At 68.4% G+C, this 25,241-nt stretch carries 20 protein-coding genes and 2 pseudogenes; 8 read left to right on the top strand and 14 right to left on the bottom strand.

Features of this window, described 5'->3' with window-relative positions:
* The first annotated feature begins 9 nt into the window (after positions 1 to 9).
* Complete coding sequence (locus ACFV9D_RS05475) at positions 10 to 3,903, top strand: phage resistance protein (RefSeq protein ID WP_385141254.1); 3,894 nt, start codon at positions 10 to 12, stop codon at positions 3,901 to 3,903.
* A complete protein-coding gene (gene pglZ, locus ACFV9D_RS05480) occupies positions 3,903 to 6,818 on the top strand; it encodes a BREX-2 system phosphatase PglZ (RefSeq protein ID WP_385141257.1) in 2,916 nt (971 codons plus the stop codon). The genes ACFV9D_RS05475 and pglZ overlap by 1 nt, the downstream gene beginning before the upstream one ends.
* Before the next feature lie 347 nt (positions 6,819 to 7,165).
* Here pglZ and aspS read toward each other — a convergent pair whose 3' ends face one another.
* Both aspS and metG read right to left on the bottom strand, forming a co-directional pair.
* Positions 7,166 to 8,482 (bottom strand): aspartate--tRNA(Asn) ligase, encoded by a 1,317-nt coding sequence (aspS, locus tag ACFV9D_RS05485; RefSeq protein ID WP_385141260.1) that lies wholly within the window; start codon positions 8,480 to 8,482, stop codon positions 7,166 to 7,168.
* Positions 8,483 to 8,886: 404 nt separating this feature from the next.
* Positions 8,887 to 10,611 (bottom strand): methionine--tRNA ligase, encoded by a 1,725-nt coding sequence (gene metG / locus ACFV9D_RS05490; RefSeq protein ID WP_385141263.1) that lies wholly within the window; start codon positions 10,609 to 10,611, stop codon positions 8,887 to 8,889.
* A gap of 332 nt (positions 10,612 to 10,943) precedes the next feature.
* Here metG and ACFV9D_RS05495 point away from each other — a divergent pair.
* Positions 10,944 to 11,128, top strand: a pseudogene (locus ACFV9D_RS05495) (NUDIX hydrolase); the annotation flags it as partial.
* A 181-nt stretch (positions 11,129 to 11,309) separates the two neighbouring features.
* Here the strand turns inward: ACFV9D_RS05495 and serS are convergent.
* Positions 11,310 to 12,602 (bottom strand): serine--tRNA ligase, encoded by a 1,293-nt coding sequence (gene serS, locus ACFV9D_RS05500; RefSeq protein WP_385141265.1) that lies wholly within the window; start codon positions 12,600 to 12,602, stop codon positions 11,310 to 11,312.
* 341 nt (positions 12,603 to 12,943) lie between these two features.
* Here serS and ACFV9D_RS05505 point away from each other — a divergent pair, with 341 nt between their 5' ends.
* The gene (locus ACFV9D_RS05505; protein ID WP_385141268.1) at positions 12,944 to 13,462 is read left to right on the top strand and encodes a proline dehydrogenase; all 519 of its coding nucleotides are present in this window, start codon (positions 12,944 to 12,946) and stop codon (positions 13,460 to 13,462) included.
* 699 nt (positions 13,463 to 14,161) lie between these two features.
* On the opposite strand, the gene ACFV9D_RS05510 is transcribed toward ACFV9D_RS05505, so the two are convergent.
* From ACFV9D_RS05510 to ACFV9D_RS05535, 6 genes are all read right to left on the bottom strand, one after another.
* The gene (locus ACFV9D_RS05510; protein ID WP_385141270.1) at positions 14,162 to 14,320 is read right to left on the bottom strand and encodes a hypothetical protein; all 159 of its coding nucleotides are present in this window, start codon (positions 14,318 to 14,320) and stop codon (positions 14,162 to 14,164) included.
* A 16-nt stretch (positions 14,321 to 14,336) separates the two neighbouring features.
* A complete protein-coding gene (locus ACFV9D_RS05515) occupies positions 14,337 to 14,930 on the bottom strand; it encodes a class IV adenylate cyclase (RefSeq protein ID WP_385141273.1) in 594 nt (197 codons plus the stop codon).
* Between the two features lie 17 nt (positions 14,931 to 14,947).
* Positions 14,948 to 15,604 (bottom strand): SAM-dependent methyltransferase, encoded by a 657-nt coding sequence (locus tag ACFV9D_RS05520; protein ID WP_385141276.1) that lies wholly within the window; start codon positions 15,602 to 15,604, stop codon positions 14,948 to 14,950.
* On the bottom strand, positions 15,522 to 16,163 hold the full coding sequence (locus tag ACFV9D_RS05525; protein ID WP_385141279.1) for a hypothetical protein: 642 nt from the start codon (positions 16,161 to 16,163) through the stop codon (positions 15,522 to 15,524). The genes ACFV9D_RS05520 and ACFV9D_RS05525 overlap by 83 nt, the downstream gene beginning before the upstream one ends.
* Entirely contained in the window at positions 16,156 to 17,058 is a 903-nt protein-coding gene (locus ACFV9D_RS05530) for a radical SAM protein (RefSeq protein WP_385141282.1), read from the bottom strand. Before ACFV9D_RS05530 ends, ACFV9D_RS05525 begins: the two co-directional genes overlap by 8 nt.
* 73 nt (positions 17,059 to 17,131) lie before the next feature.
* Complete coding sequence (locus tag ACFV9D_RS05535) at positions 17,132 to 17,857, bottom strand: HAD family hydrolase (RefSeq protein ID WP_385141285.1); 726 nt, start codon at positions 17,855 to 17,857, stop codon at positions 17,132 to 17,134.
* A gap of 94 nt (positions 17,858 to 17,951) precedes the next feature.
* Here ACFV9D_RS05535 and ACFV9D_RS05540 point away from each other — a divergent pair, with 94 nt between their 5' ends.
* Together ACFV9D_RS05540 and ACFV9D_RS05545 are read left to right on the top strand one after the other, a co-directional pair.
* Entirely contained in the window at positions 17,952 to 18,725 is a 774-nt protein-coding gene (locus ACFV9D_RS05540; protein ID WP_385141287.1) for an XRE family transcriptional regulator, read from the top strand.
* Positions 18,712 to 19,179, top strand: coding sequence for an NUDIX hydrolase (locus ACFV9D_RS05545; RefSeq protein WP_385141289.1), 468 nt, complete (start codon positions 18,712 to 18,714; stop codon positions 19,177 to 19,179). Before ACFV9D_RS05540 ends, ACFV9D_RS05545 begins: the two co-directional genes overlap by 14 nt.
* Here the strand turns inward: ACFV9D_RS05545 and ACFV9D_RS05550 are convergent.
* Complete coding sequence (locus ACFV9D_RS05550) at positions 19,161 to 19,730, bottom strand: HD domain-containing protein (RefSeq protein ID WP_385141292.1); 570 nt, start codon at positions 19,728 to 19,730, stop codon at positions 19,161 to 19,163. The genes ACFV9D_RS05545 and ACFV9D_RS05550 overlap by 19 nt on opposite strands.
* Before the next feature lie 144 nt (positions 19,731 to 19,874).
* On the opposite strand from ACFV9D_RS05550, the gene ACFV9D_RS05555 reads away from it, so the two are divergent.
* A complete protein-coding gene (locus tag ACFV9D_RS05555) occupies positions 19,875 to 20,858 on the top strand; it encodes a phosphotransferase family protein (RefSeq protein ID WP_385141295.1) in 984 nt (327 codons plus the stop codon).
* A 211-nt stretch (positions 20,859 to 21,069) separates the two neighbouring features.
* Here ACFV9D_RS05555 and ACFV9D_RS05560 read toward each other — a convergent pair.
* From ACFV9D_RS05560 to ACFV9D_RS05575, 4 genes and pseudogenes are all read right to left on the bottom strand, one after another.
* Positions 21,070 to 21,892: pseudogene (locus tag ACFV9D_RS05560) on the bottom strand (GNAT family N-acetyltransferase).
* 19 nt (positions 21,893 to 21,911) lie between these two features.
* Positions 21,912 to 22,433, bottom strand: coding sequence for an NUDIX pyrophosphatase (locus tag ACFV9D_RS05565; protein WP_385141297.1), 522 nt, complete (start codon positions 22,431 to 22,433; stop codon positions 21,912 to 21,914).
* 294 nt (positions 22,434 to 22,727) lie between these two features.
* The gene (locus ACFV9D_RS05570; RefSeq protein ID WP_385141300.1) at positions 22,728 to 23,549 is read right to left on the bottom strand and encodes a serine/threonine protein kinase; all 822 of its coding nucleotides are present in this window, start codon (positions 23,547 to 23,549) and stop codon (positions 22,728 to 22,730) included.
* Positions 23,550 to 23,602: 53 nt separating this feature from the next.
* Positions 23,603 to 23,884, bottom strand: a complete 282-nt coding sequence (locus tag ACFV9D_RS05575) for a hypothetical protein (protein WP_385141302.1) — start codon at positions 23,882 to 23,884, stop codon at positions 23,603 to 23,605.
* Here ACFV9D_RS05575 and brxD point away from each other — a divergent pair.
* On the top strand, positions 23,860 to 25,212 hold the full coding sequence (gene brxD, locus ACFV9D_RS05580; RefSeq protein ID WP_385141305.1) for a BREX system ATP-binding protein BrxD: 1,353 nt from the start codon (positions 23,860 to 23,862) through the stop codon (positions 25,210 to 25,212). The two genes, ACFV9D_RS05575 and brxD, sit on opposite strands and share 25 nt — an antisense overlap.
* The last annotated feature ends 29 nt before the right edge of the window (positions 25,213 to 25,241 follow it).

A 25,241-nucleotide genomic window follows, 5' to 3' on the forward strand; every position in this document is an offset into this window, starting at 1 on the left:
AGCTTAAACATGGCGTTCATGAGCAGGAACAACACTCGCCCCGAGGACCGGCCGCTGCTCCGGGAGTTGATTGATATCCCGGTGTCGGTGTCCACCTCCGACTTCGTGCTGAAGCTGAACGAGGCGGTCACCCCCGAGGGCGCTGAGGCGGCCCTGAAGGACTACGTCGTCACCGACCGGCTGCTGGGTAACTTCGACGAGGCCCTGGACCTGATCAAGTCGGCGCTCGACAGTCACTCGTCGAAGGCGGCATATCTGCACGGTTCGTTCGGTTCCGGTAAGTCGCACTTCATGGCGGTGCTTTACGCGCTGCTCTCGCGCAACCAGGCCGCTCGGAACCGTAGCGAGCTCGATCCGGTGCGGGCCAGGCACTCCTGGCTGGACGCGGGCGACCGCAAGTTCCTGCTGGTGCCGTACCACATGCTCGGCTCCAAGTCTTTGGAGCAGCGGGTGCTCGGCAAGTACGTGGAGCACGTACGCAAGCTGCATCCGGACTGCCCGCTGCCGCAGGTCTACCGGACCGACGGGATCTTCGAGGACTTCGCCGAGCAGCGCCGCCGTAACGGCGACGACTGGGTGATCGCACAGCTCGCCGATGCCGGTGGCCAGGAGGACGAATGGGGTGATTCTTTCACCTGGACCAGCAGCCTTCTCGACGAGGCCATGGACGCGGTGGAGGAGCACGAGAACACCAAGAGCCTCGATCTGGACAATCCCTCCACGCCGAGGGAACTGCGTGCCCGCCTCGTGCAGGACCTCACAAGAACACTGTTCCCAGCCTTCGCGCGCAATGCTTCCGAGGACGTCAGCGGCTTCATCTCCCTCGACAGGGGGCTCAGCGTCATCGCGGCGCACGCCAAGGCGCTGGGCTACGACGGGCTCATCCTGTTCATGGACGAGCTGATCCTGTGGCTGGCCACTCTCATCCACGACCAGAAGGTGCTGGGCAGGGAATCCAGCAAGGTGACGAACTTCGTGGAGGGCGGTGACGAGCGGCGTGCCATTCCGGTGGTGTCGTTCATCGCCCGTCAGCGCGATCTGCGTGAGCTGGTCGGTGAGGAGATGTCGGGTGCCGCCGAGGCGGCAGTGCAGGACACCTTGAAGCTCAACGGCGGGCGTTACGACGAGATCGTCCTGGAGGACCGCAACCTTCCTCAGATCGCGCAGGCTCGCCTGCTCAAGCCCGTGCCGGGGGCCGAGGCGAAGGTGGACGCGGCGTTCGCCGAGGCCAAGAAGCTCGGCCCGGACGTGTGGGACACCCTGCTGGGTCACGACAAGTCCACCACCGGCGCGGACGAGGACGCTTTTAGGCGGACGTACCCGTTCCCGCCGGCATTCATGGACACCCTGGTGCACATCTCTGCCGCGCTGCAGCGCTCCCGCACCGGCCTGAAGCTGATGAGCCAGCTGCTCGTCGACCACCGTGATGACTGGCGGCTCGGACAGCTCGTGCCGCTCGGCGATCTGTATCCGGCGATCGCGGGCGGCGGCGACAAGGCGTTCAGCGGGGAGACCAACGTCCACTTCGAGGCTGCCGACAAGCTGTACCGGGACAAGCTGCGCCCGTACCTGCTGAAGACCAACCAGGTCACCGAGGACCAGGTCGAGGCGTACCGACGCTCTCCCGAGAGCCTGGGCGACCCACAGCTCGCGGCCCGTTGCCGCGACTTCACCGGCGACAGCCGGCTCCTGCAGACCCTCTTGCTGTCGGCGCTCGCGCCCAGCGTGCCCGCGCTCGCCGACCTCACGTTGGCGCGGCTGCACGCCCTCAACCACGGTTCCATCACCACCCGCATCGCGGGCACCGAGGTCGGCCGGCTCGAGCAGAAGGTGAAGGAGTGGGCGGCGACCTTTCCCGAGATCAAGGTCGCCGGTACCGGGCCGGGGTCGGTGGTCCGTCTAGAGCTCACCGGCGTCGACCTGGACGCCGTCCTCGCCAACGCACAGGTTCACAACAACCTGGGCAACCGGCGTGCCAAGATGCGCAGCCTGCTCAAGGACGCGCTCGGGGTTGGCGACGGGCCCGGCGGCTTCGACGCATACGACGTGCTCGACCTTGTGTGGAAGGGCACGGAACGACAGATCGAGGTGGTCTTCGGCCACGTCGCCGACGTCGACTCGCTGTCTGAGGCGACCTTGCGGCCCAGCCAAGACGACGCCTGGCGGCTCGTCGTCGATTTCCCTTACGACGAGGGCGAGTTCGGTCCGATGGACGACCTGCAGCGGCTGCGTGCCCTGCGGGAGAAGCCGGGCGGCGACTCGCGCACCCTGGCCTGGCTGCCCACACACCTTACCGACGCCTCCCGCAGTGACTTCGAGCGTCTCGTCGTCATCGACAAGGCCCTCGCCGACGAGGCACGATTCGACTCCGAATTCGCACGCAGCCTCAACGCTGACGACAAGGCGCGCGCCAAGAGCATGCTGCAGTCGCAGCGCAACATCCTCACCGAGCGCGTCACCCAGGCGCTGCGGCAGGCGTACGGGCTCGCGCAAAAGCAGGAAGGGGTCGTCGACCTCGGCTTCGACACCCACCTGGTCGCCCAGCAGGATGTGCCCGAGCTTCGGCTTCCGCTCGGTGCGCCGCTGGACGCCGCCGCCCGCGACCTGGCTGGCAAGCTGCTTGCCCACCAGTACCCCGCCCACCCCGACCTGGACCCCGACGGCACCGGCAAGCCTGTGAAACCTGCCGAGATCAGGACCGTCTTCGAGTACGTGCGCAAGGCCGCCGAGGACCGCGACGGACAGGTCGAGGTCGATGGCAAGGACCGCAAGACCATGGCGCGGATCGCGGGCGGCCTCGGCCTCGGCACCATGCGGGAGGCGTACTACCGGCAGTCCACCACCTGGCCTGACCACTTCACCAGCCAGGCCCGCCGGGACGGAACCGCCGAGCCGACTCTGGTCAAGCTCTCCGACTGGAGCGACCTTCCCGAGCCGCGCGGACTGCCCGAGCCGCTTCGCCGGCTGCTTGCCGCCGCCTACGCGGAGATGACCGACCGGGTGTGGGTACGCGGCGGTGTCCCCGTCGAACCGGCGCCTGCACCGCATGAGCTGAAGCGGGACTACGCCCTGCGCGAGCAGGCTCTGCCCAGTGAGGAAGACTGGACCGAGGCGCGCAAGCGGTACGAGACCGTGCTCGGGGACCGGGCGCCCCAACTGCGTCGCGGGCGGATCGTCAACCAGTTCGCCGGACAGATCAAGCAGGCCGCCGCCGCGCTCGCCCAGGACTCAGGACGGCTCGTCGGGGAACTGGAGAAGCACCGTTCCTTCCTGCGCCTCGACGACGACTCACCCCGCCTCGTCCTCGCCCGGCGGGCGCAGGAGCTGGTGAAGTCGGTGACGGAGGCCGGCATAGACGCCAAGACCGTCGTTGACCGGCTCGCACGCTTCGACCTCGGCGACTTCACCGCACACCGTTACGCCATGTCCCTCAAGGGCGCGGGGAAGGTCGCTGCCGCGCTGCAGAACACCAGCTGGGACCAGCTGGGCCTGGCCGACACCCTCGGTGTGGACGGTGCGGCGGTCCTGGAGCGGGTGCGAGATGCCGCCGCCGGCGATCCGGGGGACTACCCCGACCTGCCGGGCGTGTTGCAGGCCAGTGGCCGGGAGGTGCTGTCCCTGCTGAGGTCCCGGCAGACCACGGCCGAGCGGCCCCAACCTCCCGCCACCCCGTCGCCGAGCTCGGACGATGTGGACCTGATCGGCGGCTCCGCTCACCCGCAGGTGCTGCCGGAGCCGGTGGCGCAGCCGGAGCCCCGCACGCCGTCTCGGTCCGTTGTCCGCTCCGGCGGTGGGCGGACCACCGCCGCGAGGGCTGCCGCCGAGTTGCAGGCGGAGATCGCGGCGCTCGCGGCCGAGAACCCCAACGCCACCGTCGAGGTCGTCTGGAAGGTTGTCGACTGATGTCCGACACCGTCACCACAGCGCCCGCGTCCGCCGGTCTCGCCCGGCTGTCGGCGGGGACCGTCCGCCAGTACGTCGCCGCCCGCAGCCGGCTCGGCGACGGCACGGTCCGCGTCCTGCTGCTGCGGGCGGATCCGGCCTGGGACGGGCCCGCCGTGCAACAGACAGCGGGCGGGCTGCGGGCGCGCGTGGCTGTCGGGCCATCGGTATTGGCCGTACACGAGCAGATCCTGGGCCACCTCGACGCGGCAACTCCCCCCGACCCCAAGGTCCTGGTCGTCCTCACCGACCGCGAGGACACCGACCTCGACCCCGGGCTGCTCGCCCGCGTCTACGGCGGCAGGATCCGGTCCGTCGACAACTGGGAGGTCGTGCAGGAGGCGTTCGACGCACGCGGCCTCGACGGGCGACTGCGCAGCGAGACCTGGGCGGCCGAAGCGCTCCTGGACGCGGCAGCCACCCGCGGCTGGCCATCGTTGGGTAAGGGAGTGCTCTCCCGGGACGAGGCACTCACCCGGCTGGCCAGGCGCCGTCTCAGGATCGGCCGTCACGACACGGATGCGCTGGGCGGGCCGGCCGCACACGACGACGGAGACCGCATCGACCCCGTCGCACTGTTCCGATGGACCCTCACCCCTGGCGGCCCCGACCTCCTGCGCGACCTGCGCGGACCGGAACGGGCCGGCTTGGCCCGCTTCCTTGCCGAACCCGAACAGGGCGGCTCCACCGGAAAGATCATCACCGCTCTGGTGAGCGCCGAACACGGGGCAGACGCAGCCGCCTACGCGGTCGTCTGCGCCGCCTTGTGGGGGCACGCGGAGGCCGACCACGACTTGTACCGGGCGCGAGGGCGCGCCGAGCGGTGGCTCGGCGAACAGCCTCCCGCCCAGGGCGACGACCTCGACAGACTCCTGGCCTCCTTCGGTTCCAGCGGCGAGGCGTTCGTCCGCGGTCTCGTCGACCGAGGCGAGCACCGGCTCGCCGACCCGGTCCTGACTCGGGCCGCGCAACTCGTGGCACAGTTCGGGGCACAGGCTGCCGCGACTGCCAGCCCGCTGCTCTCGGCCGGACTCGATGCCCGTTTCACTGCGGCTGGTCGTGCCCTCGCCGACGGCGGCACCGACACGATCACCGCTGCCGTCACCGCGCTGGCCGACCATGCTCTGGCCGCCGACGGCGCCACCCGGGCCCGTATCGAGCGGGTGAGGATGGCGGCGCGCTTGCGGCAGTGGCTTGCCAGCTCGCCTGAGGCCGATATCGCCTCGGTCGCTGACGGCACCGCACGCCAGATCTGTGAACTCGGCTGGGTGGACCGAGCCTTGGAACACCTCGAAGCGGGCGGCGACCCGGACGGCGTACTCGCCGACGCGTACAGCCGGATCGGCGCGCAGGCGCGGGACAAGCGCCGCGAGCTGGACCGCGCATTCTCCGAGCGGCTCGCGGTGTGGACCGCGGGTGGCACCGCTCCCGGCGGCATGCTCACCGTGGAGAGCTTGCTGGACCGCGTTGTCGCGCCCGTCGTGGCCAGCCCTGGCCGACGGGTCCTGCTCCTGCTCGTGGATGGGATGAGCGCGGCGATAGCTGCGGAGCTTGGCGAAGAACTCCGGGGGCAGTGGGCGGAGTTCGACCCGCTGCCCGCTGCGGCCGGAGCGCCCGTCCGGCGCGCCGTGGCTGCCGCGCTGCCCACCCTCACGGCCGTATCCCGGACCTCGTTGTTCGCGGGCACCCTGATGAAGGGCGACCAGAGCGACGAGAAGCAGCTCTTCCCCCAGCACTCCTGCTGGAACGGGGCACCGGCGGTCGTGTTCCACAAGGATGACCTGCGCGGCCCCGACACCGGCTCGCCGTTCTCCACCGCCCTCACCGAAGCTCTCGCCGACGAGTGCACCCATGTCGCGGTCGTACTCAACACGGTCGACGACCGCCTCGGCAAGGAGCAGAAACTCGGCGACGGCGCGTGGCAGGCCAAGGAGATCGGCGGTCTGGAACCGTTGCTGCGGGCTGCCCGTGCGTATGGCATGACCGTGCTGCTTACCTCCGACCACGGCCATGTAGTCGAGCGGCGCGGTACCAAGCTCGATGCGGCCGGCGGCACGATCGGCTCGGCCCGCCACCGCACTCCTGGTGGAGCCGTTGCCCCGGCCGAGATCGAGCTGTCCGGACCTCGGGTGGTCTGGCCGGAGCCCGGATCGCGGATCGTCGCGCTGCGGGACCACGACACCCGGTACACCGCGCTCAAGGCGGGCTACCACGGCGGGGCGACTCTCGCAGAGTTCACCATCCCGCTCCTCGCCCTGCTTCCCTTCGGCGCCGAGCCGCCGATCGGATGGCGGGAGCTGGGCGACCCGACACCCTCCTGGTGGACGGAGGACGCCGAGGGCGGTGGCGTCGTCGAGGCCGGCGCCAAGAACGAAGCGGACACAGGTGCCGTGCCCGACGCCGGCGTGGCGAGCCCGCGCCGGAAGCAGACCAGGAAGGCCGCCCCGCCCGCGCCCGAGGGCGCCATCAGCTTGTTCGGCGAGGACGAGGTGGCACCCCCCGTACCGCAGGAACCCGCCGAGTCGGCGACCGAGCCCGAGACCGCACCCACCTCCAACCAGTCCGAAGACCCTGCTGTTGCCCTGGTCGAGCGGCTCATGGCCACCGAGCTGTACCAGGCACAGCTGGACTTGCTCGCACGCAAGTCACTGGCCAAAGCCGCCCCGCAAGCCTTGGCCGCGCTCGTCGAGGCCGGCACCCTGCCGATGACCGCCCTGGCCGAACGCGCCGGCCAACCCGCCACCCGCGCCCGCGGCTTCGCCACGACCCTGGCCCAGCTCCTCAACTACGACGGGGCCCAGATCCTGGAGATCCTTCCCGACAACCGCACCCTGCGCCTGCACCGCGCCAAGCTGATCGAGCAGTTCGGGCTGTGAACCGGCACACTGCGGCCGCGACGGGCGGGCCGGTCTCCCGGTCCGCCCGCTCTGCGCCTCCTCGCCACCGATGGCGTGCATGTCGGCTGCAACCTGACGAGGCGACATGATGTGGAGCCACGCGCAGACGCAGCACTGGGTGACCACCGAGTCCCCGCTCGCGGTGAGCGTCGCGTCTCCGACGGAGCCCTCTGCCACCAGGGCCCCTTCTCAGAACGCGAACTGGCACTGTGCGCCTACTGGGACAAGCGTCCAACTGAAGCTTGGACGCACGACCTTCGCAACATCAGCATCTGACCAGGCGGGGCCGCCACCGTGACACAGGTGGCCGCCCCGCCTCTTCATACCTAGGGAGTAAGCCGGTTGGGCCCGCGGAACAGGAAGGTGGCCTCTCGGATCGAGTCGAGGCCGAGCAACACCATCAGCACCCGCCCCAGGCCCATACCCAAACCGCCGTGCGGAGGACACCCGAACCGGAAGCAGTTCAGGTAGTCCTGCATCGGTTCAGTGTTCATGCCCTTCTCTGCGGCCTGCTTGAGTAGCACGTCGTAGCGGTGCTCGCGCTGAGCTCCGGTGGTGACCTCCAACCCCTTCCACAACAGGTCGAAGCTGAGCGTCACGCTCGAGTCGTCCGCGGGCCGCATGTGGTAGAAGGGCCGGATGCCTGTCGGATAGTGGGTGATGAACACCCACTCGTGCCCGCTCTGCTCCTTGATGTGAGCGGAGATCCGACGCTCGCCCTCCGGGTCCAGGTCCTCCTTGATGTGCTCTGGGTCCCAGCCCTTGGCGCGGAGAATCTCCTGGGCCTCGGCCATCGTGATTCGCGGGAACGGTGTCGTAGGAACCGTAACCTCGACACCGAACGTTTCCCGGATTGCTTCACCGTGGGCAGCGGCGACCTTCGTGATGGCGTGGGTGAGCATCTGCTCCTCGAACGCCATCACGTCCTCGACGCTGTCGATCCATGCCAGCTCCACGTCCACACCGGTGAACTCGGTGGCGTGCCGGGTAGTGAACGACGGCTCGGCCCGGAACACGGGTCCGATCTCGAAGACCCTGTCGATGCCGGCCGCGATCGCCAGCTGCTTGTAGAACTGCGGCGACTGCGCCAGATAAGCGGATCGGTCGAAGTACCCGAGCTTGAACACCTCGGCGCCGGACTCCGAGGCGGTGCCCATCAGCTTCGGGGTGTGCATCTCGGTGCAGCCCTGCGCGTACGCGTACTCGCGCATCGCCTGCTCGAGGGTGGTCTGCACGGCGAACAGCAGCTGGGCGGTCGGGCGGCGGCGGACGTCGAGGAACCGCCAGTCGAGGCGCTGCTCGATCCCGGTGTGCTCGTCAATCGGCAGAGGCGTCTCTGCTCGGTTGAGGACCTCGATCGACTCCGGGACGATTTCCAGGCCGCCGAGCTTGACGACTGGGTTGTCAACCACGCGGCCGACGATGCAGACGGCGGATTCGGTGGTCAGGTCCTCCAGCTGCTGTTCCAGCTCGCTGTCGTCGCGCTTGTGAGTCACCTGGGCGGTTCCGGTGTGGTCCCTCACGAGGACGAACTGCATCTTGCGCTGAAGGCGGAGGGTGTTCACCCAGCCTGAGACCGAAACGGTTTCGCCGACGTGTTCTCGCAGGTCAGAGACCAGCACGCGGCTAGTGGTGTGGATCATCGCAGCCCTCCCAGGGGCGTCTTCATGATCCCTTGGGAGCGTGGGCGAGAAGGGTACTCGCGGTGCCACCACGCCTTTGCCACCGCCGGGCAGCGGCAGCCTCATTCATGCCCGATGACGGGGGCCGGCCGGCGGGGCATAGGACAACAGGGTCGTTCCTCCCCGCGCTCAGGAGGGTCTTCACCTCGGGGCACGAGACTGCCTTCACAGCTACCGGCAGCTCTCTCGGCTCGCGTGGTCCCGCGGCTACTCGTCTCCATCAACGCGTTGCAGTAGAGGCTAGGGCGGCAGATGTGATCAAGGCAATCACATTGCCGCTTTAGGGGTCGCCCGTAGAAGGGGCGGGTGCCGTGCAGCCCGCACCGCTCGTTGAAGCACGGTCGGTACGGGCTCGGGAGACACGGTCAGGCTTCTGGGGCTCCACCGAAGCGGGCGCGGTAGGACTCCAGGTCCTCCTCCGTGATCTTCGCGAAGAGCACTGGCGGCACTGTGAAGGCGGTGCCGGCCGGGACGGCGTCCAGGGCCGCGGCCTGTTCGGCGGTTACCCAGGTCGCGGTGTCGTTCTCCAGGGCGAAGGCACCGCGCATGGCGGCGGCGGTGGCGGGGATGAACGGCTCGGAGACGACGGCGTACAGGTGGATGAGGTTCATCGCGGTGCGCAGGGTCAGCGCGGCGCCGTCGGCGTCGGTCTTGATCTCCAGCCAGGGGGCCTTCTCCTCCAGGTAGGAGTTGCCCGCGGACCACAGCGCGCGCAGGGCGGCGGCGGCCTTGCGGAACTGCAGCGCCTCCATCTGCTCCTCGTACTCGCCGAGCAGACGCGCGATCTCCTGGCCGAGCTTCGCCTCGGCCTCGCCGGCGGCGCGCCCGGCCGGGACCTCGTCGCCGAACCGCTTGCGGGAGAAGGACAGCACGCGGTTGACGAAGTTGCCGAGGGTGTCGGCGAGGTCCTTGTTGACCGTGGCGGTGAAGTGCTCCCACGTGAAGGAGGAGTCGTCGGACTCGGGGGCGTTGGCGATCAGGAAGTAGCGCCAGTAGTCGCCGGGCAGGATCTCCAGGGCCGCGTCGGTGAAGACGCCGCGCTTCTGGGAGGTGGAGAACTTGCCGCCGTAGTACGTCAGCCAGTTGAAGCCCTTGACGACGTCGACCTTCTTCCACGGCTCGCGCACGCCGAGCTCGGTGGCCGGGAACATCACCGTGTGGAAGGGAACGTTGTCCTTGGCCATGAACTGGGTGTAGCGGACGGTGTCGTCGGCCTCGTACCACCACGACTTCCAGTCGCGCGCCTCGCCGTCGCCGGCGGCGTCCGCCCACTCCTTGGTCGCGCCGATGTACTCGATCGGGGCGTCGAACCAGACGTAGAACACCTTGCCCTCGGCCGCGAGCTCCGGCCAGGTTTCGGCCGGCACCGGGACACCCCAGTCGAGGTCGCGGGTGATCGCGCGGTCGTTCAGGCCCTCGGTCAGCCACTTGCGGGCGATGGACGTCGACAGGTGCGGCCACTGGTCGCTGACGGTGGCGATCCACTCCTCGACCTCGTGCTGGAGCTTCGACTGCAGCAGGAAGAGGTGCTTGGTTTCGCGGACCTCCAGGTCCGTGGAACCGCTGATCGCCGAGCGCGGGTCGATCAGGTCGGTCGGGTCCAGGACACGGGTGCAGTTCTCACACTGGTCGCCGCGGGCCTTGTCGTAGCCGCAGTGCGGGCAGGTGCCCTCCACGTACCGGTCCGGCAGGAAGCGGCCGTCGACCGGCGAGTACACCTGGCGGATCGCCCGCTCCTCGATGAAGCCGTTCTCGTTCAGCTTCCGCGCGAAGTGCTGGGTGATCTCGACGTTCTGCGGCGAGGAGCTGCGGCCGAAGTAGTCGAAGGCCAGCTCGAAGCCGTCGTACACGGCCTTCTGCGCGTCGTGGGCCTGCGCACAGAACTCGGCGACGGTCAGCCCGGCCTCCTTGGCGGCCAGCTCGGCCGGCGTGCCGTGCTCGTCGGTGGCGCAGATGTAGAGGACGTCGTGGCCACGCTGGCGGAGGTACCGGGAGTACACATCCGCCGGAAGCATCGACCCGACCATGTTGCCCAGGTGCTTGATCCCGTTGATGTAGGGAAGCGCGCTGGTCACCAGGTGTCGAGCCATCCTCGGATGCTCCATTTCGTACGTACGGCGCCGGTGGCGCTGCCACGGCGGGGCCAGGTCGGGAGGCCGCAACGACGCGGACCAGGCAGGTCGCGGGGGAGCGTCACACGAGGTGACGGATCGTGGTTGCAGGCCGCCGCCATCGTATCGAAGGTGCTGGACCCCTTCGCGGTGATTTGAGCGCCGGCCTGAACGGCCGAAAGTGCTCGGCCGTGCGGGACAGGCGGCCAAGCGAGTCCCGTACGGCCGAGGCACCCCTCATTCTCGGACTGGGGGCTGCCGTGGAGTCGCCGCCGAAGCCCGACGCAATGGGTGTGAGCCCACGGCGGCGCGCCCAGGAAATCGGCGAGACAGCAGCTCAGCGCGCGGTATGGGAGTGCCTTGCAGGAGACCGGCATCATCGCCGAGATCACCGGCTTCCTCGGCGTCTACACCAACCCGAACCGCATCGTCGCCCTACACCGACGGCGAGATCCGCCCGCAGTACGGGAACACCTACATTGGCCGCCCCGTCGGCGCCGCAGCACCTGCGGTGATACTGCGGGCTGTGCACAACGGGCGGCGGAACGAGGCGGGGCCAGCCCAGCCGTTCCAGCGAATACGACTTCGCTTGCTCCCCGGTGATCCACACTGTTGGTTCAGCGAGATGCCCCGTGGGAAGGCGTAGCTACAAGCGAAGTCCCAGACGCCGCGTATCGCTATGCCTCCGGTGTTCCGTCCGCCGAGATGCGGCGGAAGCCGAGGTACGGGAAGAGGGATTCGGGAAGGACGATGGAGCCGTCCTCCTGCTGACACTGTTCGAGGAGCGCGGCCAGGGTGCGGCCGATGGGGAGGCCGGAGCCGTTGAGGGTGGCGACGAGCTTGGGCTTGCCGTCCTCGCCTCGGGTCCGGATGTTCGCCCGGCGGGCCTGGAAGGTGCCGAAGGTGGAGACGGAGGAGATCTCCCGGTACGTGTTCTGGCTCGGGATCCAGACCTCGATGTCGTACGTGAGTTGGGCAGAGAAGCCCGTGTCGCCGGCGGGCAGCTTGATGACCCGGTAGGCGAGGCCGAGTTCCTTCAGGCACGCCTCGGCGTGGCCGACCATCGTCTCCAGCTCGGCGTCCGCCGTCTCCGGGTCAACGATCTTGACCATCTCGACCTTGGCGAACTGGTGCTGGCGGATCAGACCGCGGGTGTCGCGGCCGTACGAGCCGGCCTCCGAGCGGAAGCACGGGGTGTGGGCGGTCATGGCCAGCGGCAGCTCGGCCCGCGGGATGATCTCGTCGGCGTAGAGGTTGGTCAGCGGGACCTCGGCCGTCGGGATGAGGAAGAGCTCGCGGTCGGCGACGCCGGTCTTGAACAGATCCTCCTCGAACTTCGGCAGCTGGCCGGTACCGGTCATGGTCTTGCGGGTGACCAGGTAGGGGACCGCATACTCGGTGTACCCATGGCGGCGGGTGTGGATGTCGAGGAAGAGCGTGGCCAGCGCCCGCTCCAGGGCGGCGCCGGCGCCCCGCGAGACCGCGAAGCGCGGCCCGGACAGCTTGGTCGCCCTACCGAAGTCGAGGATGCCGGTGGCCTCGCCGAGATCGACGTGGTCCTTCGGCTCGAACGCGAAGGCGGGAGGAGTTCCAACGCGCCGAATCTCGGCAGCGAACTCCTCGGAGTCGCCGTCGGGGGCCGAGTCGTCCGGCAGGTTCGGGATGCTCAGGAGCAGTTCGCGGAGCTGTGCCTCGATCTCTTCCTGGGCGGCCTCGATCTCGCGGATCTGGTCCTTGATCTCGCGGGCGCGCTCCTTCAGCTTGCTGATGTCGCCGCCCTGCTTGGCCGTCTGCTGAACCTCACTCGCCACCCGCTTGGACTCGGCCCGCAGCTCATCGGCCGAGCGGATGTTCTGGTTGCGACGAGACTGGAGGGACTCCAGCTCGGACAGGTCCAGGGAGTAACCGCGACGAGCGAGCCGACGAACCGCTTCGGCACCCATTTCAATCAGGGCGCGGGCATCATGCATCAGGAAGATCCTTCTGATCCAGCGAGTGATGGGCTACGGGATCGACGGTAGCAACTGCAGAAGTAGCGCCGATCTGAATTTCCGTCGACCACGTAGCACTGGGCAACCGAGTGCTCGTGGCCGCTCTTGTCTTCTCTACGAGTGCCGCGGAACCCCGAGAGCACTGGTGGTCACCACTCACGAGGCAGGTATCTCAGTGTCGAGGTACTGCTGCACCGGGTAGCGGCGGACCATGCTTCATGCGTCCAGCCAATGAGCCATTCTGGCCGTCCGTCTCAGGTCTCCCGCGAGGCTGCAGCCCCGGCTGCTGGCGGCTCAGATGTGAAAGGCAGAATCGGATCATGGACGCTGGACTCGCCGCACTGCTCGGCGCTGCCGTAGGTTCGCTCGCCACCCTCGGCGCGGCGATCGTGAACGGGCGGGCGGCGGCACGCTCGCAGTTCGGCCAGTGGCGCAGGCAGCACCGCAGGGACGCCTACGCCAACTACCTCGGCGCTCTTCATGACCGTGACATCGCCATGGACGCCATCTTCGCGGCGCTGCATCCGAACACTCCTGACCTGCAGGATATCGACGAGAAGGTGCAACGCTTCGTCGTGCTGGCGCGGGAGGTCCATCGTGCCGTCGAGATCGTCGTCCTTGAAGGACCGTCTTCCGTGGTGAAAGCAGCCGAGCAGGTGACTCACACATCCGGCAAGCTCTCTGAGGTTATGCGGCGCATGGTGCAGAACGCCCACGCAGGCGACGCCTCACTCAATGCAACGGACGGCGCTCTGGCCGCCGAGCGACAGCACCTGCTCTACCAGGCCGTGAAGAGCTTCCGCACGACAGCCGGTGATGTCCTCGGCAGCGCAGACTGACCATCCCGTGACGACGGCGCCGCGCAGCCGGTCAGGGGTGATCAGGCGTATACGGCCCCGCCACGTGGGGCAAGTTGGGGCAGAGGAGATCCCACGAGGCTCTTACGCCTTGCCCTGTGGTCCCCACCCCGATTGAGCTTCCCGAGGCTGGAAGCCCGACGAGGCGTTCACCAACTGCTACTTGGTCGCGATGACGTAGACGCTCGCCCACTGCCGCTTCGGGTTGGCCATGCGAGGGTCGAAGTCGGCCCTCTCCTCGGACAGGTGGAGAGGTTGTCGAACTCCCAGGGGGCGTGGTGCCAGGCTTCCGGGACCTGGCCCGGGGTGAACAGCCGGGCCGCCCGAGCCAGGCATAGCGGGGCTGGCTTAGTTCAAAGCGGTGTGTGATTGATCAAGCGTCCGGGCGGTGCGGTACGCGGGCGCGCGCCGCACCGCCGCAGGGGAGGAGCGTCAGGCGAGCTCGCCGAAGCGGTCACGCACGATGCCCTCGTGCACGTAATTCGGGAGCGGTACGCCGCCGACGGACACGCGCTTGGTGGCGACCTGCTCTTCGGTCTCGTCCGGGAAGCCCTACAGCTGGAGGCACTGCTTCACCCACTCGCGGGACTTCTCCCAGTCGCCTGTGTCGCGCCTGCGGACGGCGAGCGCGAAAGGCGGTCTCCGTCGGGGCCTGGCCGCAGGCCACATTATGGGGCCGATTCACAGAACGCGGGTCCATCGCAGGCCGCAGTACAGCCAGCAGAAGCCGTCGACCCAGTGGTTGGCGTCATCGGGCGTTGCCGCGACGGACAGGCCGTCGCGAGCGAAGCTGGCGATACCGTGGGATCGCCCTGTGGGCGTGGCCAGGTCCAGAATCATGGCTTGGCCCTCAGGGTCAGTTGCTCTGGACCGTCGCGGGGGTGGGCCCGCTCTCGACTGCACCGGCGTCGGCGAAGAGGAGGGTGGGTTCGGCGAGGATGTCGCGGCCGGCCTCGCTCTTGTAGATCTCGTCGACGCTGCCGAAGCGGGCTTCGGAGTAGTCGAGTTCGAGCAGGGCGGCCGCCTGCCGGACGGATGCCTCGTCGGGTCCTTCGATCTCCAGGAAGGTGGGGAGGTCGGGCCAGGTGTCGAAGTCGAAGGCGACCTCTCCCAGGCGCCACTCCTCGCGGTAGTTCTCCTGGTAGCGGACCTCGGTGAGGCCGAGCCGGCGGAGGATGTCGGCCATGGCGTGCAGGTCGGTGACCTCGGTCTCGATCTCGGTCGTGCCGTCGATCGTGGTGGCGTCGGTGACCTGCTTGAGCGTGAGCGTCGAGCGGGTGCCCTCGTCCCGCAGGCGGAGCCACGCACCGCCGTCGAGGGCGTCGTTCTCGAAGATCTTGCGGGTGAGGAGGGTGCTCGGGAACGCCTGGACGGCGCCCAGGGTCGTGAGCTTGGCCTGAAGGTCGGCGACGTCGACGGCCAGGAACTTCGCCTCGTACTCGTGCTTCATGAGTCCTTCTTTCCGTATCAGTGGGGGCGGGTGAACGTTCGGGCCGCGAGGAACAGGCCCATGCGATGGGTGTGGTCCTGGAGCTGGCCGATGTGCGCCCGCTCGGTGAACTCGTTCGTGCGCAGCGTGAGCAGCACGTCCCAGTCGCCGATGAAGTGTTGCCGCAGACGTTCGGGGGAGGTGTAGTGCTCGACCAGGTGGTGGCGTTTCTCGACGGGCATCATGAACTCCGCGCCGAACAGCCCGCCCGGATGGACCAGACGCTGCATGCGGTCGACGAACTCGGCGAGTGGACGGTGGTGGTTGGCACTGTAGTGCCATGAACAGCTCGTCCAGATCGCGTCGCACGGGATGCGCAGGGGCTCCCCGTGAAGGAAGTCCTCTTCTACGATCCGCACGCGGTCGTGGAGTTCTTCGAGTTTGAGTCGGTCGATCAGGCCCATCGCTTGGGCGTGATTGTCACCCGGGAGGTGGACCTCTCCACCGTGCAGGGCGAGTGCGTCGCGTTCGATGGCGATGACGCGGTATCCGGCGGCGGCGAGCGGCAGGACGAACTTGCCGTCGCTCGCGCCGACGACCGCGACGGTGGCGTCAGGGGCAACCCGCTCCCTCAGCGTGGCGAGGAACTGGGGGAAGAAGGTGAGGGTGTGCTCCCACAGGCTCTGTGTCTGCACGGGAGTGTGCTCCTTGCGTGTCGGTGGCGACGATTGCCTGGAGGACCTCGTGGGGGCTGAGGTCCGTGGTGTCCACGCGGTGCATCGGGAACGGGGCGTAGGCGTCGGTCACTCGGTCCGTGACGGTCTCGACGAGGGCGTCCCAGTGGGAGACCGGCTTGTCTCTCGCGGCGAGGCGGCGACGGCGCTCGTCCTCGGCGCAGACAAGGTGGTAGGTGACGGGCTGGGGCAGGGCGGGCGGCAGCGTGATGCCGAGGCCGGCCCCGAGGGCGCGGTGGTTGGCGAGGCAGCGGGCGAAATAGCTCTCGACGACGACGGGGACGCCGGCCGTCAGGTGGCGCCGTATCTCGTCGGCCGCGGTGAACAGTGCGGAGAGGTAGAAGCACATCCGTGCCTCGACGTTCTTCCGCTTGTCCACCTCATGCCTCAGGGGCTGGAAGATGGGTGGCACGGTGGGGACGAGGACTGCCTGGCGGGCCTCGGCCAGCATCGGCGCGATGGTCGACTTACCGGTGCCCCGTAAGCCTTCGAGGCTCTCGAACAGTGGGTGGTCAGGCACGGGCGTACACCACGTCCGGCACCGCGAGCGTGAGCTCGTCCGTGGCGGAGGGCCGGTGGACGATGTGGTTGGCGGACTTCTCGTACCAGAACGCGTGCGAGTCCTTGCCGACGGCCTTGCAGGACATGGTGAGCGCGCCGCGCGGGTCGGCCTCGATCCGTTCGATCTCACCCGGGCCGTCGGCCGGCGCGCAGATCTCAGGGGCGCCGTGCTCGGACAGGTCCTCGTCGACGATGACCTCGATGGACAGTTCGGCCGTCTGGAGTTCCTCGCGGAGCCTGCCGTAGGCGGTCGGGTCGGTGACCAGCATCTCGGGGTGGTCCGCGGCGTTGCCGACCGCCCGCAGGTGGTGCAGCTTCAGCTGACGCACCCCAAGGCGCGTGAGGGTACGTGCCAGGGGCAGCACTTCGTTGATGTTCTGGGAGGTGACCGTCATGGTGACCCCGGTGGGGACACCGAGTCGTCGTGCGAGGGCGAGGGCTTCGAGCGCGCTCTGGTAGCTGCCGGCCTTGCGGATACGGTCGTTGGTCGAGCCGATCCCTTCCAAGGAGACGCGCAGCAGGTCCAGGTGGGGAGCGATCTCGGTCAGGCGCCGCTCGATCCGGTACCCGTTGGTGCAGATCTCGACATGCTGGCCCAGTTCCTCCTTGGCGTGTCGGACGACCTCGGCGAGGCCCTTGTAGACGAACGGCTCCCCGCCGAGCAGGGTGACGGCCTCGGTGCCGTACTGCTCGCGCATCAGCGTGATGATGTTGATGGCTTGCTCGGAGGTGAAGGCGTCGGCGTGCTGGAGCCTCTTGCCGTGGAAGCAGTGGTCGCACTCGAAGTTGCAGCGGTACAGCAGCTGGAGATAGAGCATCCGGATCTTCCGGATCCCGGTGACTTCGCCGATCACGTGGGCTCCTTGGGCTGGTTGCCTGATGGGAGCCCTGATACTGGCCGAGCGTCCGGGGACCCCATCACCGCGTCTAGGGACAGCCCAAGGACGTCCTGGGACGTTTTCCGTGCACCGCGAAGGTCTCCAGGAACCCTAGAAGCTCTGCGGTATCCGACAGATCCGGCAGGACCACGGACGCGCCGGCAGCGGCCAGCTCCTCGGAGCTGTGGATGCCCGAGGCGACCGCGATGATCCCGGAGTCCGTGGCAAGGGCAGCCTCGACATCTCGCGGCGTGTCCCCCACCAGCACGATGGGCACGTCGGCCGCCACGTCGTGGAGCCGCCGGGCCCTCTCGCGGGCGACCGCTACAAGGTCGGGGCGGAGCTCAGCGTCAGCGCCGTAGGCGCCCGCGGACAGGTCCAGGAGGGGATCGAGGTCGAACGCGGACAGTTTCACACGGGCGTTAGCGGCGATGTTGCCGGTGAGGACCGAAGACACCCAGTCATCATGTGCCGAGGCCGCCTTGAGTGCCTGGCGCACGCCTGGCAGAGCGGTGCCCCGTAGCCGCAGATCGCCGAGACGCTCCTCCCCAGCGCGGGCGAGGGCGGCCTCGACAGCGGGCCAGTCCGGCTCCGGCAGACCATCCCGAAGGAACATGTCGCGCATGATCAGGCGATCCGTACGCCCCTCGGTCCGCGCCGGCCCGGTCGGCCGACGTCCCGCGAGTGCCGAGAAAGCGGCCGCGTAGATCTCCTTACTCACCCCCGCGTTCTCGATGAGGGTGTGGTCGATGTCCCACAAGACGATGAGCTCCATGCCGCCAGGGTAGGCACCCGACGCGACAGAGGTCCCACGAGAACGTCCCATAACGTCCTTGCGTGATCACGCCGGGCACCGCTTCCATAACTCCGTGAACGAGCGACTGCACTCCGTACTCGCCCAGCGCGGCGTCTCACCCGAATCGCTCGCGGAAGTCTGCGAGGTGGACCCCAAGACGGTAAGTCGCTGGCTCGGAGGGCGCGTTCCCCACCCACGCCACCGCTTCCGGGTCGCGCGCCACCTGCGCGTGGAGGAGACGTTCCTCTGGCCCGCCCCACCACGACAGGTCGCGCGGCGCGGTGGCGGGTTAGGCACCGAGCTCGTCGGTACCTACCAGAACCGCGCGAGCGTCCCGCGGGACATGTGGATCTCCCTGCTGCGAGGGGCACGGGAGGAGATCGGCGTCCTCGTCTTCTCCGGCACCTTCTTCGCGCAGTCCAACCCGCACGTCGCCAAGATGCTCGCCGAGCGCGCAGCCGACGGCGTCCGCGTACGGCTGTGCTTCGGCGACCCGGAAGGTCAGGCAGTCGTCATCCGGGGCCGAGAAGAGGGCATCGGCGACACCCTGGCCGCCAAGATCCGCGCCTCCCTGACGTACTACCGCCCCCTGCTTGCCGAGGCCGGATGCGAAGTGCGGCTGCACGACACCACGCTCTACACGTCCCTGTTCCGCTACGACGACACCCTGCTGGTCAACCCGCACGTATGGGGCCAGCCGGCCAGCGCCAACCCCCTGCTCCACCTCAACAAGGTCGACGACACGGGGTGGTTCGACAACTACGCTCAGAGCTTCGAAGCCGTCTGGGCCGGCGCACGGCCCTGGACACCCGACCAGGAGGGGACCGCCGCACATGGGCAGGACTGAGTACTACAACGACCCCGCCGCACCAAAGGCGAACACCCTCATCCCCGCCAGCAACCTGCTCGTCGTCGACGACAGCGGCGCGATCCTGCTCCAGCGCCGCCGCGACACCGGCCAGTGGGCCCTCCCGGGCGGAGCTCAGGACATCGGCGAGACCGCCGCTCAGTGCGCGGTGCGGGAGTGCCTGGAGGAGACGGGCATCGTCGCCGAGATCACCGGCTTCCTCGGGGTTTACACCAACCCGAACCACATCGTCGCCTACACCGACGGCGAGATTCGCCAGCAGTACGAGAACACCTACATCGGCCGTCCCGTCGGTGGTGAGCCCACCATCAACGACGAGGCCGACGGTGTCCGCTTCGTCCAGCCGGCCGACCTCGACCAGTACGACATCCACCCCAGCATGCGCCAGCAGATCGGCGACTACCTCGCCGGCACCTACCCATACCTCGGCTGAGCCGCCAGCCCCCTCTCTACCTGCTCCACGGCGGCGAAGATCTCCGGCGCCGCCCGACGGATGAACCGCCCGACGATGCTGTCGGCACCGTAGCGGCCGACGATCTCTGCGACCCGCTCCCTGGCGGTGGTCTGGTCGCCGTGGGGCGTAGTTGTCATGTCGCAATAGACCAGCGCGTCCACCAGGAGTGGTTCCTCCAGCAGCGGGAACTCCGTCTCCAGCTCCTCCCGCAGCCCGCGCTCCTCGGCCTCCAGCAACGCGAACGAGTGGTTCGCCACCAACCGCACCAGCCGCTCATCAGCGCCGTGTGCCTCACGGAGGAACCGGGCGCCGTCGAGCGGATGGAACCCCGTCGCGGCCAAACGGGGCGCATACCCGACGTCATGCAGCACCGCGGCGGCGATCAGCAGGTCTCCATCCTTCCCTAAGATCCGCCCGATCTTGGCCGCGCGGGATGCGACTCCCTGGCTATGCGCCCACCGCCGAGGGAGCGCATCACCGAGCTCAGCCTCTGCGATCTGCCTGGCCCAGTCCACCATCACCTCATCCATGGCCCACTACATGCCCGAAAGGAGTGGCTTCCAGTCGTACTGGCTCTTGTCCCTGGGGCATGCCATTCCCGAATGATGAGGGCCGAGCGATAGCAGACCGAGAAATCCCTCGCACAGGGGGAAGGATTCCCTCACCCTTGCAGAATGCCGCACATCGTCACGCCGCGCCTGCAGTACGCCTCCACCGCCGCACGCCCGCGCTGGGGCGACCTTCCACCGGGCATTCGCCAGCTGATCTCACGGCACCTGGGCGGTGCAGTGGAGGCAGAGCCAAGCGCAGGTAGCGGCTTCACCAGTGGCTTCGCCGCGGTGGCCCACGGGACCAGCCGCACACAGTTCATCAAGGCGGTCAATGGCGAGTCGAACCCCGTGATCGCCAATTGCTACCGCCGGGAGGCGTTGATCAACCAGGTGCTCCCCGCGGAGGTTCCGGCACCACGCCTCCACTGGATCGAGGAACAGGACGACTGGGTTGTTCTCGGCTTCGACGCCGTCGACGGTGGCCGCATGCCCGCCGAGCCCTGGCAGCCCAACGAGCTGGATGCCACCCTGACCGCCTACGCCACGACGGCCGAGGCGCTCGCCGCCCCCTCTCCGCAGATGCTGGAACTCGGTCTCAAACGAGTTGACGCCGAGGGTGACTTCACCGACTGGCGTGACCTCCAAGCAGGCAGAACCAAACCGGAAACCCTGCCTTCATGGATACCGCTCCGGCTTACGTCACAGCTGGCCGACCTAGAGAACCACTGGCGGACGGCCACAGCGGGCAACGCCGTCCTGCACCACGACCTGCGCAAGGACAACGTGCTCATCGACACCAGCGATGCCGCGTGGATCTGCGACTGGAACTGGCCCTGCCTCGGGGCAAGCTGGTTCGACCTCGTGCTGCTCCTCGCCACGGCATTTGCCGACGGCCACGACGCCACCACCCTGTTCGCCGCACATCCCGCCGCCCACGGAGTCGCTGACGAACAGCTCGACGCAGCCCTCGCCGCGCTCTCCGGCTTCTTCCTCGTCTCCGGCGCACAGCCCCCGGCGGACTGGTCACCGCATCTCCGCCAGCATCAGACATGGTGCGGCGAAGTCACTCTGCGATGGCTGTCCGACCGGCGCAGATGGACGTTCTGACCGCGTCGCGGAAGACGAGTGATGCGGCTGGCCGGCGCAGGCAGCACACGCACTTCCAGTCCGACGCAGCCCTCGCCCCAGTGAGGGGAACGGGCGGCAACCCGCGCGACTTCGCCAGCCGCGTCGTCGCGGCCGCGCAGTTGGCGCCGGGGCATGCTGCTGCGCTTCAGCGATGCGCGACGACAGCCCTGAGAGACCGCTCGGGCACGAGCTAGAAGTCGTACACCGCGAAGTCCATTACCGGGCGGTAGCCGACACGCTGGTACAGGCCGTTGCTGGTGGAGTTGGCCAGGTCCGCGAACAGCAGCACCTCCGCAGCGCCCGCCGCCAGTGCCGCCCGGCTGACTTCGACTGTCGCCGCGCCCGCGTAGCCGCGGCCGCGCAGATGGGCCGGGGTGTATACGGGGGCCACCCTGATCTGGCCGGCGACCAACGGGGTCATGCCCGCCATCGAGACGGGGGTGCCGTCCGGGGTTTCCCAGAACGTGACGCGTTCGTGGGCGATGCGCGTATCGGCCCAGGATCCGGGGTCCGCGGAGGCAGTTCCCCCGATGGCCGCGACGAACTCTCTGTACCAGCACATGAGTTGATCGCGGTCCTGCTCGCCCGCGACGCGACCCCGGCCCTCCGGACGCGGCTCCGGCAAGGTGAGCGTGCCGAGGCGACGCGCCGGTGTGCCGTTGCCATGCCTCGGCGAAGGCGGCGGCGGTGTCGCGGTCCGCGCTGACGCCGTGGACGGGGAGGCCGAGGGTGGCCAGATGGGCCGCGAGGGCTTCGGACTCGTCGGGGGTCAGGGGGGTGAGGTTCAGGCGGTGGGGCGGGGTGCGGAAGTAGGTCGCGCGGACCTCTCCCGCCCTCTCCAGGATGCCGAAGACGGGGTCTTCGGCGCCGTACGCGTGCGGTCCGCGCGTACGCAGCGCCTCGGTCACCGTCAGCGGGATGGTGTGCAGGGCGGGTCGCGAGTGCAGGAAGTCTCCTGCGCGGGCTAGGAAGCTGTCGACGTCATCGGTGAGGTACCAGTCGTCCGGGCGCATGCCTCATGATCCCGCGTGTTCACGGACTGCGCCCGTGGTTTTCCGACGGGGCGAGGTGACGGGGCGCGGTCAGGCGCCGCCCCGGCCCGCCACGCCGGAGACGGTGATCGAGCTCCCACAGTGCCGTCCGGTTGGAGTCCCACTGCACCGCCTTCATCGCAGCGTCGAAGGCGAACCACCTGTACTCAGTGTGTTCATCGGAGAGAAGCAACTCTGCGTTGGCGACTCGGACCCCGAAGGCGAACTCGGGGATCACCAGTACATCCGGCCCCCATGTGAACTCACCAGTGACGTGCACCACCGGGATCGTCGCCCGCGCGTCCAGTTCGAGGAACTCGAAGTCGCCGACCAGACCTGCTTCCTCGGATGCCTCTCGCCTGGCGGCCTCCAGCGGTGATTCTCCTGCCTCACCACCAGCTACGCCCTGCCAGTAGGCACCGTCCGAGCGGCGGAACAAGGCGTAGAGCAGGCCCGCCTCGGTCTGCCGGACCGGCAGCACCAACACCTGAAATGCAGCGCGACGGCCCACAGCTTCAGCCATCGCTCCACCCTAGAGCAGACGGGCTCGCGGCCGCTGTCTCGTCGGGGAACCCCGCGTTCTCGCAATGGCCGAAACGGCCATCTCAATCGGAGGCACAGGGCCACGGAATCAGAAGGGCTTCGAGTCTCGTACCCACAGGCGGTGGGTACACGGCCGGGTGTATCCCCGAGTCGCACTGCGTCCTACTGCGGGTGATCTACTGCCCGTTGCTTCCTGTGACCGTTGAACAGCCTAAGGGCCGCTGCGCGGCCATGCGGTGGCCGGCAGACCGTGTCGATTCACTCCGAGAGTAGATCACTCTGATGTCCTGCTTGCGCCGCGCCAGGCTTGGGTGAGGGCTTTGACCGAGGTGAATCGGTCGGCCGGATCAGCAGCAGTGGCACGTTCGATGACCGCGAGCTGTGAAGGCGAGCCACGCCACTCCTGCTCCTCGTCGCCGGCATCCAGCAACAGTCGCAGCACCCGGCCCAGTACATAGACGGTCGTGCGAATGTCGATAGTCGAGCCCTTGACGAACTCTTCAGGCGCCATGAAACGCCGCGAGCCAGGCAACGGGTCGGCCTCCAGCACGAACGGCCCAGGCCGATACTCGTCCAGATCGCACAACACCATGCGACGCGCTTCGAAGTCGTACAAGAGACACCCGTCATACAGATCGACAGCAACAAAGCGGGCCTGCTCGACCGCCAGGTGCGCGTTGAGGATCTCGTCCAGGGCCCGCAGGATCTCAGATACAGGAAGCGTGCGGAACCGGGCCATCGGACTCTCCAGAGCCGACCGCCCACCGCGGCGGGAGGCAGTCGGGTGATACAGGACCTCACCCTCGACCCACGGGTAGACCAGCGCCAGACCGCCTCGGACCCGGAAGTGGTGACGCAGGGGCACAATCGCCCCGTGCCGTACCGCGTCATGCACCTCTACGGCGCGGCGCAACGATGCCGTTGCTGACGGAGTGGTCGCACCCTTCACGAACCACCGCTCGTCGTCGACAGCGACTCCGAACGAGACACAGCCCGAGTCCTGATCCCGGAAGGCTCGGAATACGGTGCCCACTTCTTCCAGGTACGTCTCCAGAACGTCGACGGATTTGGCACTCAGCAGCGGGTGCGGTGACATGGCACACGATCCTGTCAGCTTGGCCGCAACCACGCCCGTGAACCGACGGGGTCCTACCGGCGGGGACGAGTGGGCAGGGGGATGACGGTGAGTAGCTCCGCGCTGGCTGAGTCCAAACCGTCTGGGGCCTCGACGCTGTCGAGCTGAGCGAGGTGACGTTCGATCGCGGCGACATTGGCCGAGTTGTCGATGGCGGCGACACCGTTGACGGTGACTTTGAGCGGGTTGGCGACCAGCGCGGCGAGTTGGCGGTCCGGCGTCGGCCTCGGTGTCCGCGGCCAGGCCGGCGGCCGGATGGGAGACTGTTCGGGTGAATGCGTTTGGATCTTCAGCATCCGGGGCCGTCACCCCGGTCGGCGCCGTGCGACGGCGCGCCGTGGTGGACGCGCTGCGGCGCGGCGCCGTCCCCGAGAGCGGCCTTGACCTGCTCGCCACCGGCCTGGGCCGCTTCGAGCAGGCAGTCGACGAGGAGCTGGACACCGTCGCCGCTGGCGGCTCGGTGTTCAAGGCCGTGCGCGGCGAGTACGGATCCGGCAAGACCTTCTTCACCCGTTGGCTCGGCGAGCGCGCCAAACGACGCACCTTCGCCGTGGCCGAAGTGCAGGTGTCGGAGACCGAGACTCCGCTGCACAAGCTGGAGACCGTCTACCGGCGACTCACCGAGCGCCTGACCACCGTGAGCTTCCCGCCCAGCGCCATGCGGCCGGTCGCTGACGCCTGGTTCTACGCGCTGGAGGAGGACGCGCTCGCCGATGGCGCGAGCGAGCACGAGCTGCCGCAGGCCGTGGATCGGCTTCTCACCGCCCGGCTTGCCGAGGTCTCCCGACACGCCCCGGCCTTCGCCACCGCCCTACGCGGATACAAGCAGTCCCTGGACGCCGGAGACGAGGCCACCGCCGCCGCGGTCATGGCCTGGCTGGGCGGCCAGCCACACGTCGCCGCAGCGGCCCGGCGCAGCGCAGGTGTCCGCGGCGACCTCGACCACTTCGGTGCATTCGGCTTCCTGCAGGGCCTGCTCACCGTGCTCCGGGACGCCGGGCACGCCGGACTCGTCCTCGTCCTGGACGAAGTGGAGACCCTGCAGCGGGTTCGCTCCGACGCCCGCGACAAGGCACTCAACGCGCTACGGCAGCTCATTGACGAGGTCCACTCCGGCCGCTTCCCTGGCCTGTACCTCGTCATCACCGGAACGCCCGCCTTCTACGACGGACAGCAGGGCGTACAGCGACTTGCACCGCTCGCCCAGCGCCTCGCCACCGACTTCACCACCGACCCTCGGTTCGACAATCCCAGGGCTGTCCAGATCCGGCTGCCTGGATTCACCGAGGAATCACTGACCGGTCTTGGCACCACCATCCGGAACCTGTACGCGGAAGGCTCCCAGTCCCCCGACCGGATCAAGCAGCTCGCCGATGACACCTACCTCACCGACCTGGCACGGGCCGTGGGCGGTGCCCTTGGAGGAAAGGTCGGAGTGGCACCACGGCTTTACCTGAAGAAACTGGTCGGAGATGTGCTCGACCGGATCGATCAGTTCCCCGACTTCGACCCGCGCACGCACTACAAGCTGACGGTCTCCAGCGGCGACCTGACCGCCACCGAACGAAACTTCGCTGCGCCCGCGCTGGCCGCCTCGGCGGACGACCTCGACCTCGATCTCTGAAGACCCAACTCTCGAAGTCCCGAACTCTG

Origin of the sequence: Streptomyces sp. NPDC059875 (assembly GCF_042731085.1) — a bacterium.
In the GTDB taxonomy this organism is placed as follows: Bacteria; Actinomycetota; Actinomycetes; order Streptomycetales; family Streptomycetaceae; genus Streptomyces.

Bases quoted from the DNA above. Each gene is read 5' to 3' on its own strand.
- ACFV9D_RS05570 (WP_385141300.1), bottom strand. From the start codon at position 23,549: ATGTCACCGCACCCGCTGCTGAGTGCCAAATCCGTCGACGTTCTGGAG.
- ACFV9D_RS05515 (WP_385141273.1), bottom strand. From the start codon at position 14,930: ATGAAGCACGAGTACGAGGCGAAGTTCCTGGCCGTCGACGTCGCCGAC.
- ACFV9D_RS05475 (WP_385141254.1), top strand. From the start codon at position 10: ATGGCGTTCATGAGCAGGAACAACACTCGCCCCGAGGACCGGCCGCTG.
- aspS (WP_385141260.1), bottom strand. From the start codon at position 8,482: ATGATCCACACCACTAGCCGCGTGCTGGTCTCTGACCTGCGAGAACAC.
- ACFV9D_RS05555 (WP_385141295.1), top strand. From the start codon at position 19,875: ATGCCGCACATCGTCACGCCGCGCCTGCAGTACGCCTCCACCGCCGCA.
- pglZ (WP_385141257.1), top strand. From the start codon at position 3,903: ATGTCCGACACCGTCACCACAGCGCCCGCGTCCGCCGGTCTCGCCCGG.
- ACFV9D_RS05510 (WP_385141270.1), bottom strand. From the start codon at position 14,320: ATGATTCTGGACCTGGCCACGCCCACAGGGCGATCCCACGGTATCGCC.
- ACFV9D_RS05535 (WP_385141285.1), bottom strand. From the start codon at position 17,857: ATGGAGCTCATCGTCTTGTGGGACATCGACCACACCCTCATCGAGAAC.
- serS (WP_385141265.1), bottom strand. From the start codon at position 12,602: ATGCATGATGCCCGCGCCCTGATTGAAATGGGTGCCGAAGCGGTTCGT.
- ACFV9D_RS05565 (WP_385141297.1), bottom strand. From the start codon at position 22,433: ATGGCTGAAGCTGTGGGCCGTCGCGCTGCATTTCAGGTGTTGGTGCTG.
- ACFV9D_RS05545 (WP_385141289.1), top strand. From the start codon at position 18,712: ATGGGCAGGACTGAGTACTACAACGACCCCGCCGCACCAAAGGCGAAC.
- ACFV9D_RS05550 (WP_385141292.1), bottom strand. From the start codon at position 19,730: ATGGATGAGGTGATGGTGGACTGGGCCAGGCAGATCGCAGAGGCTGAG.
- metG (WP_385141263.1), bottom strand. From the start codon at position 10,611: ATGGCTCGACACCTGGTGACCAGCGCGCTTCCCTACATCAACGGGATC.
- ACFV9D_RS05505 (WP_385141268.1), top strand. From the start codon at position 12,944: ATGGACGCTGGACTCGCCGCACTGCTCGGCGCTGCCGTAGGTTCGCTC.
- ACFV9D_RS05575 (WP_385141302.1), bottom strand. From the start codon at position 23,884: ATGCTGAAGATCCAAACGCATTCACCCGAACAGTCTCCCATCCGGCCG.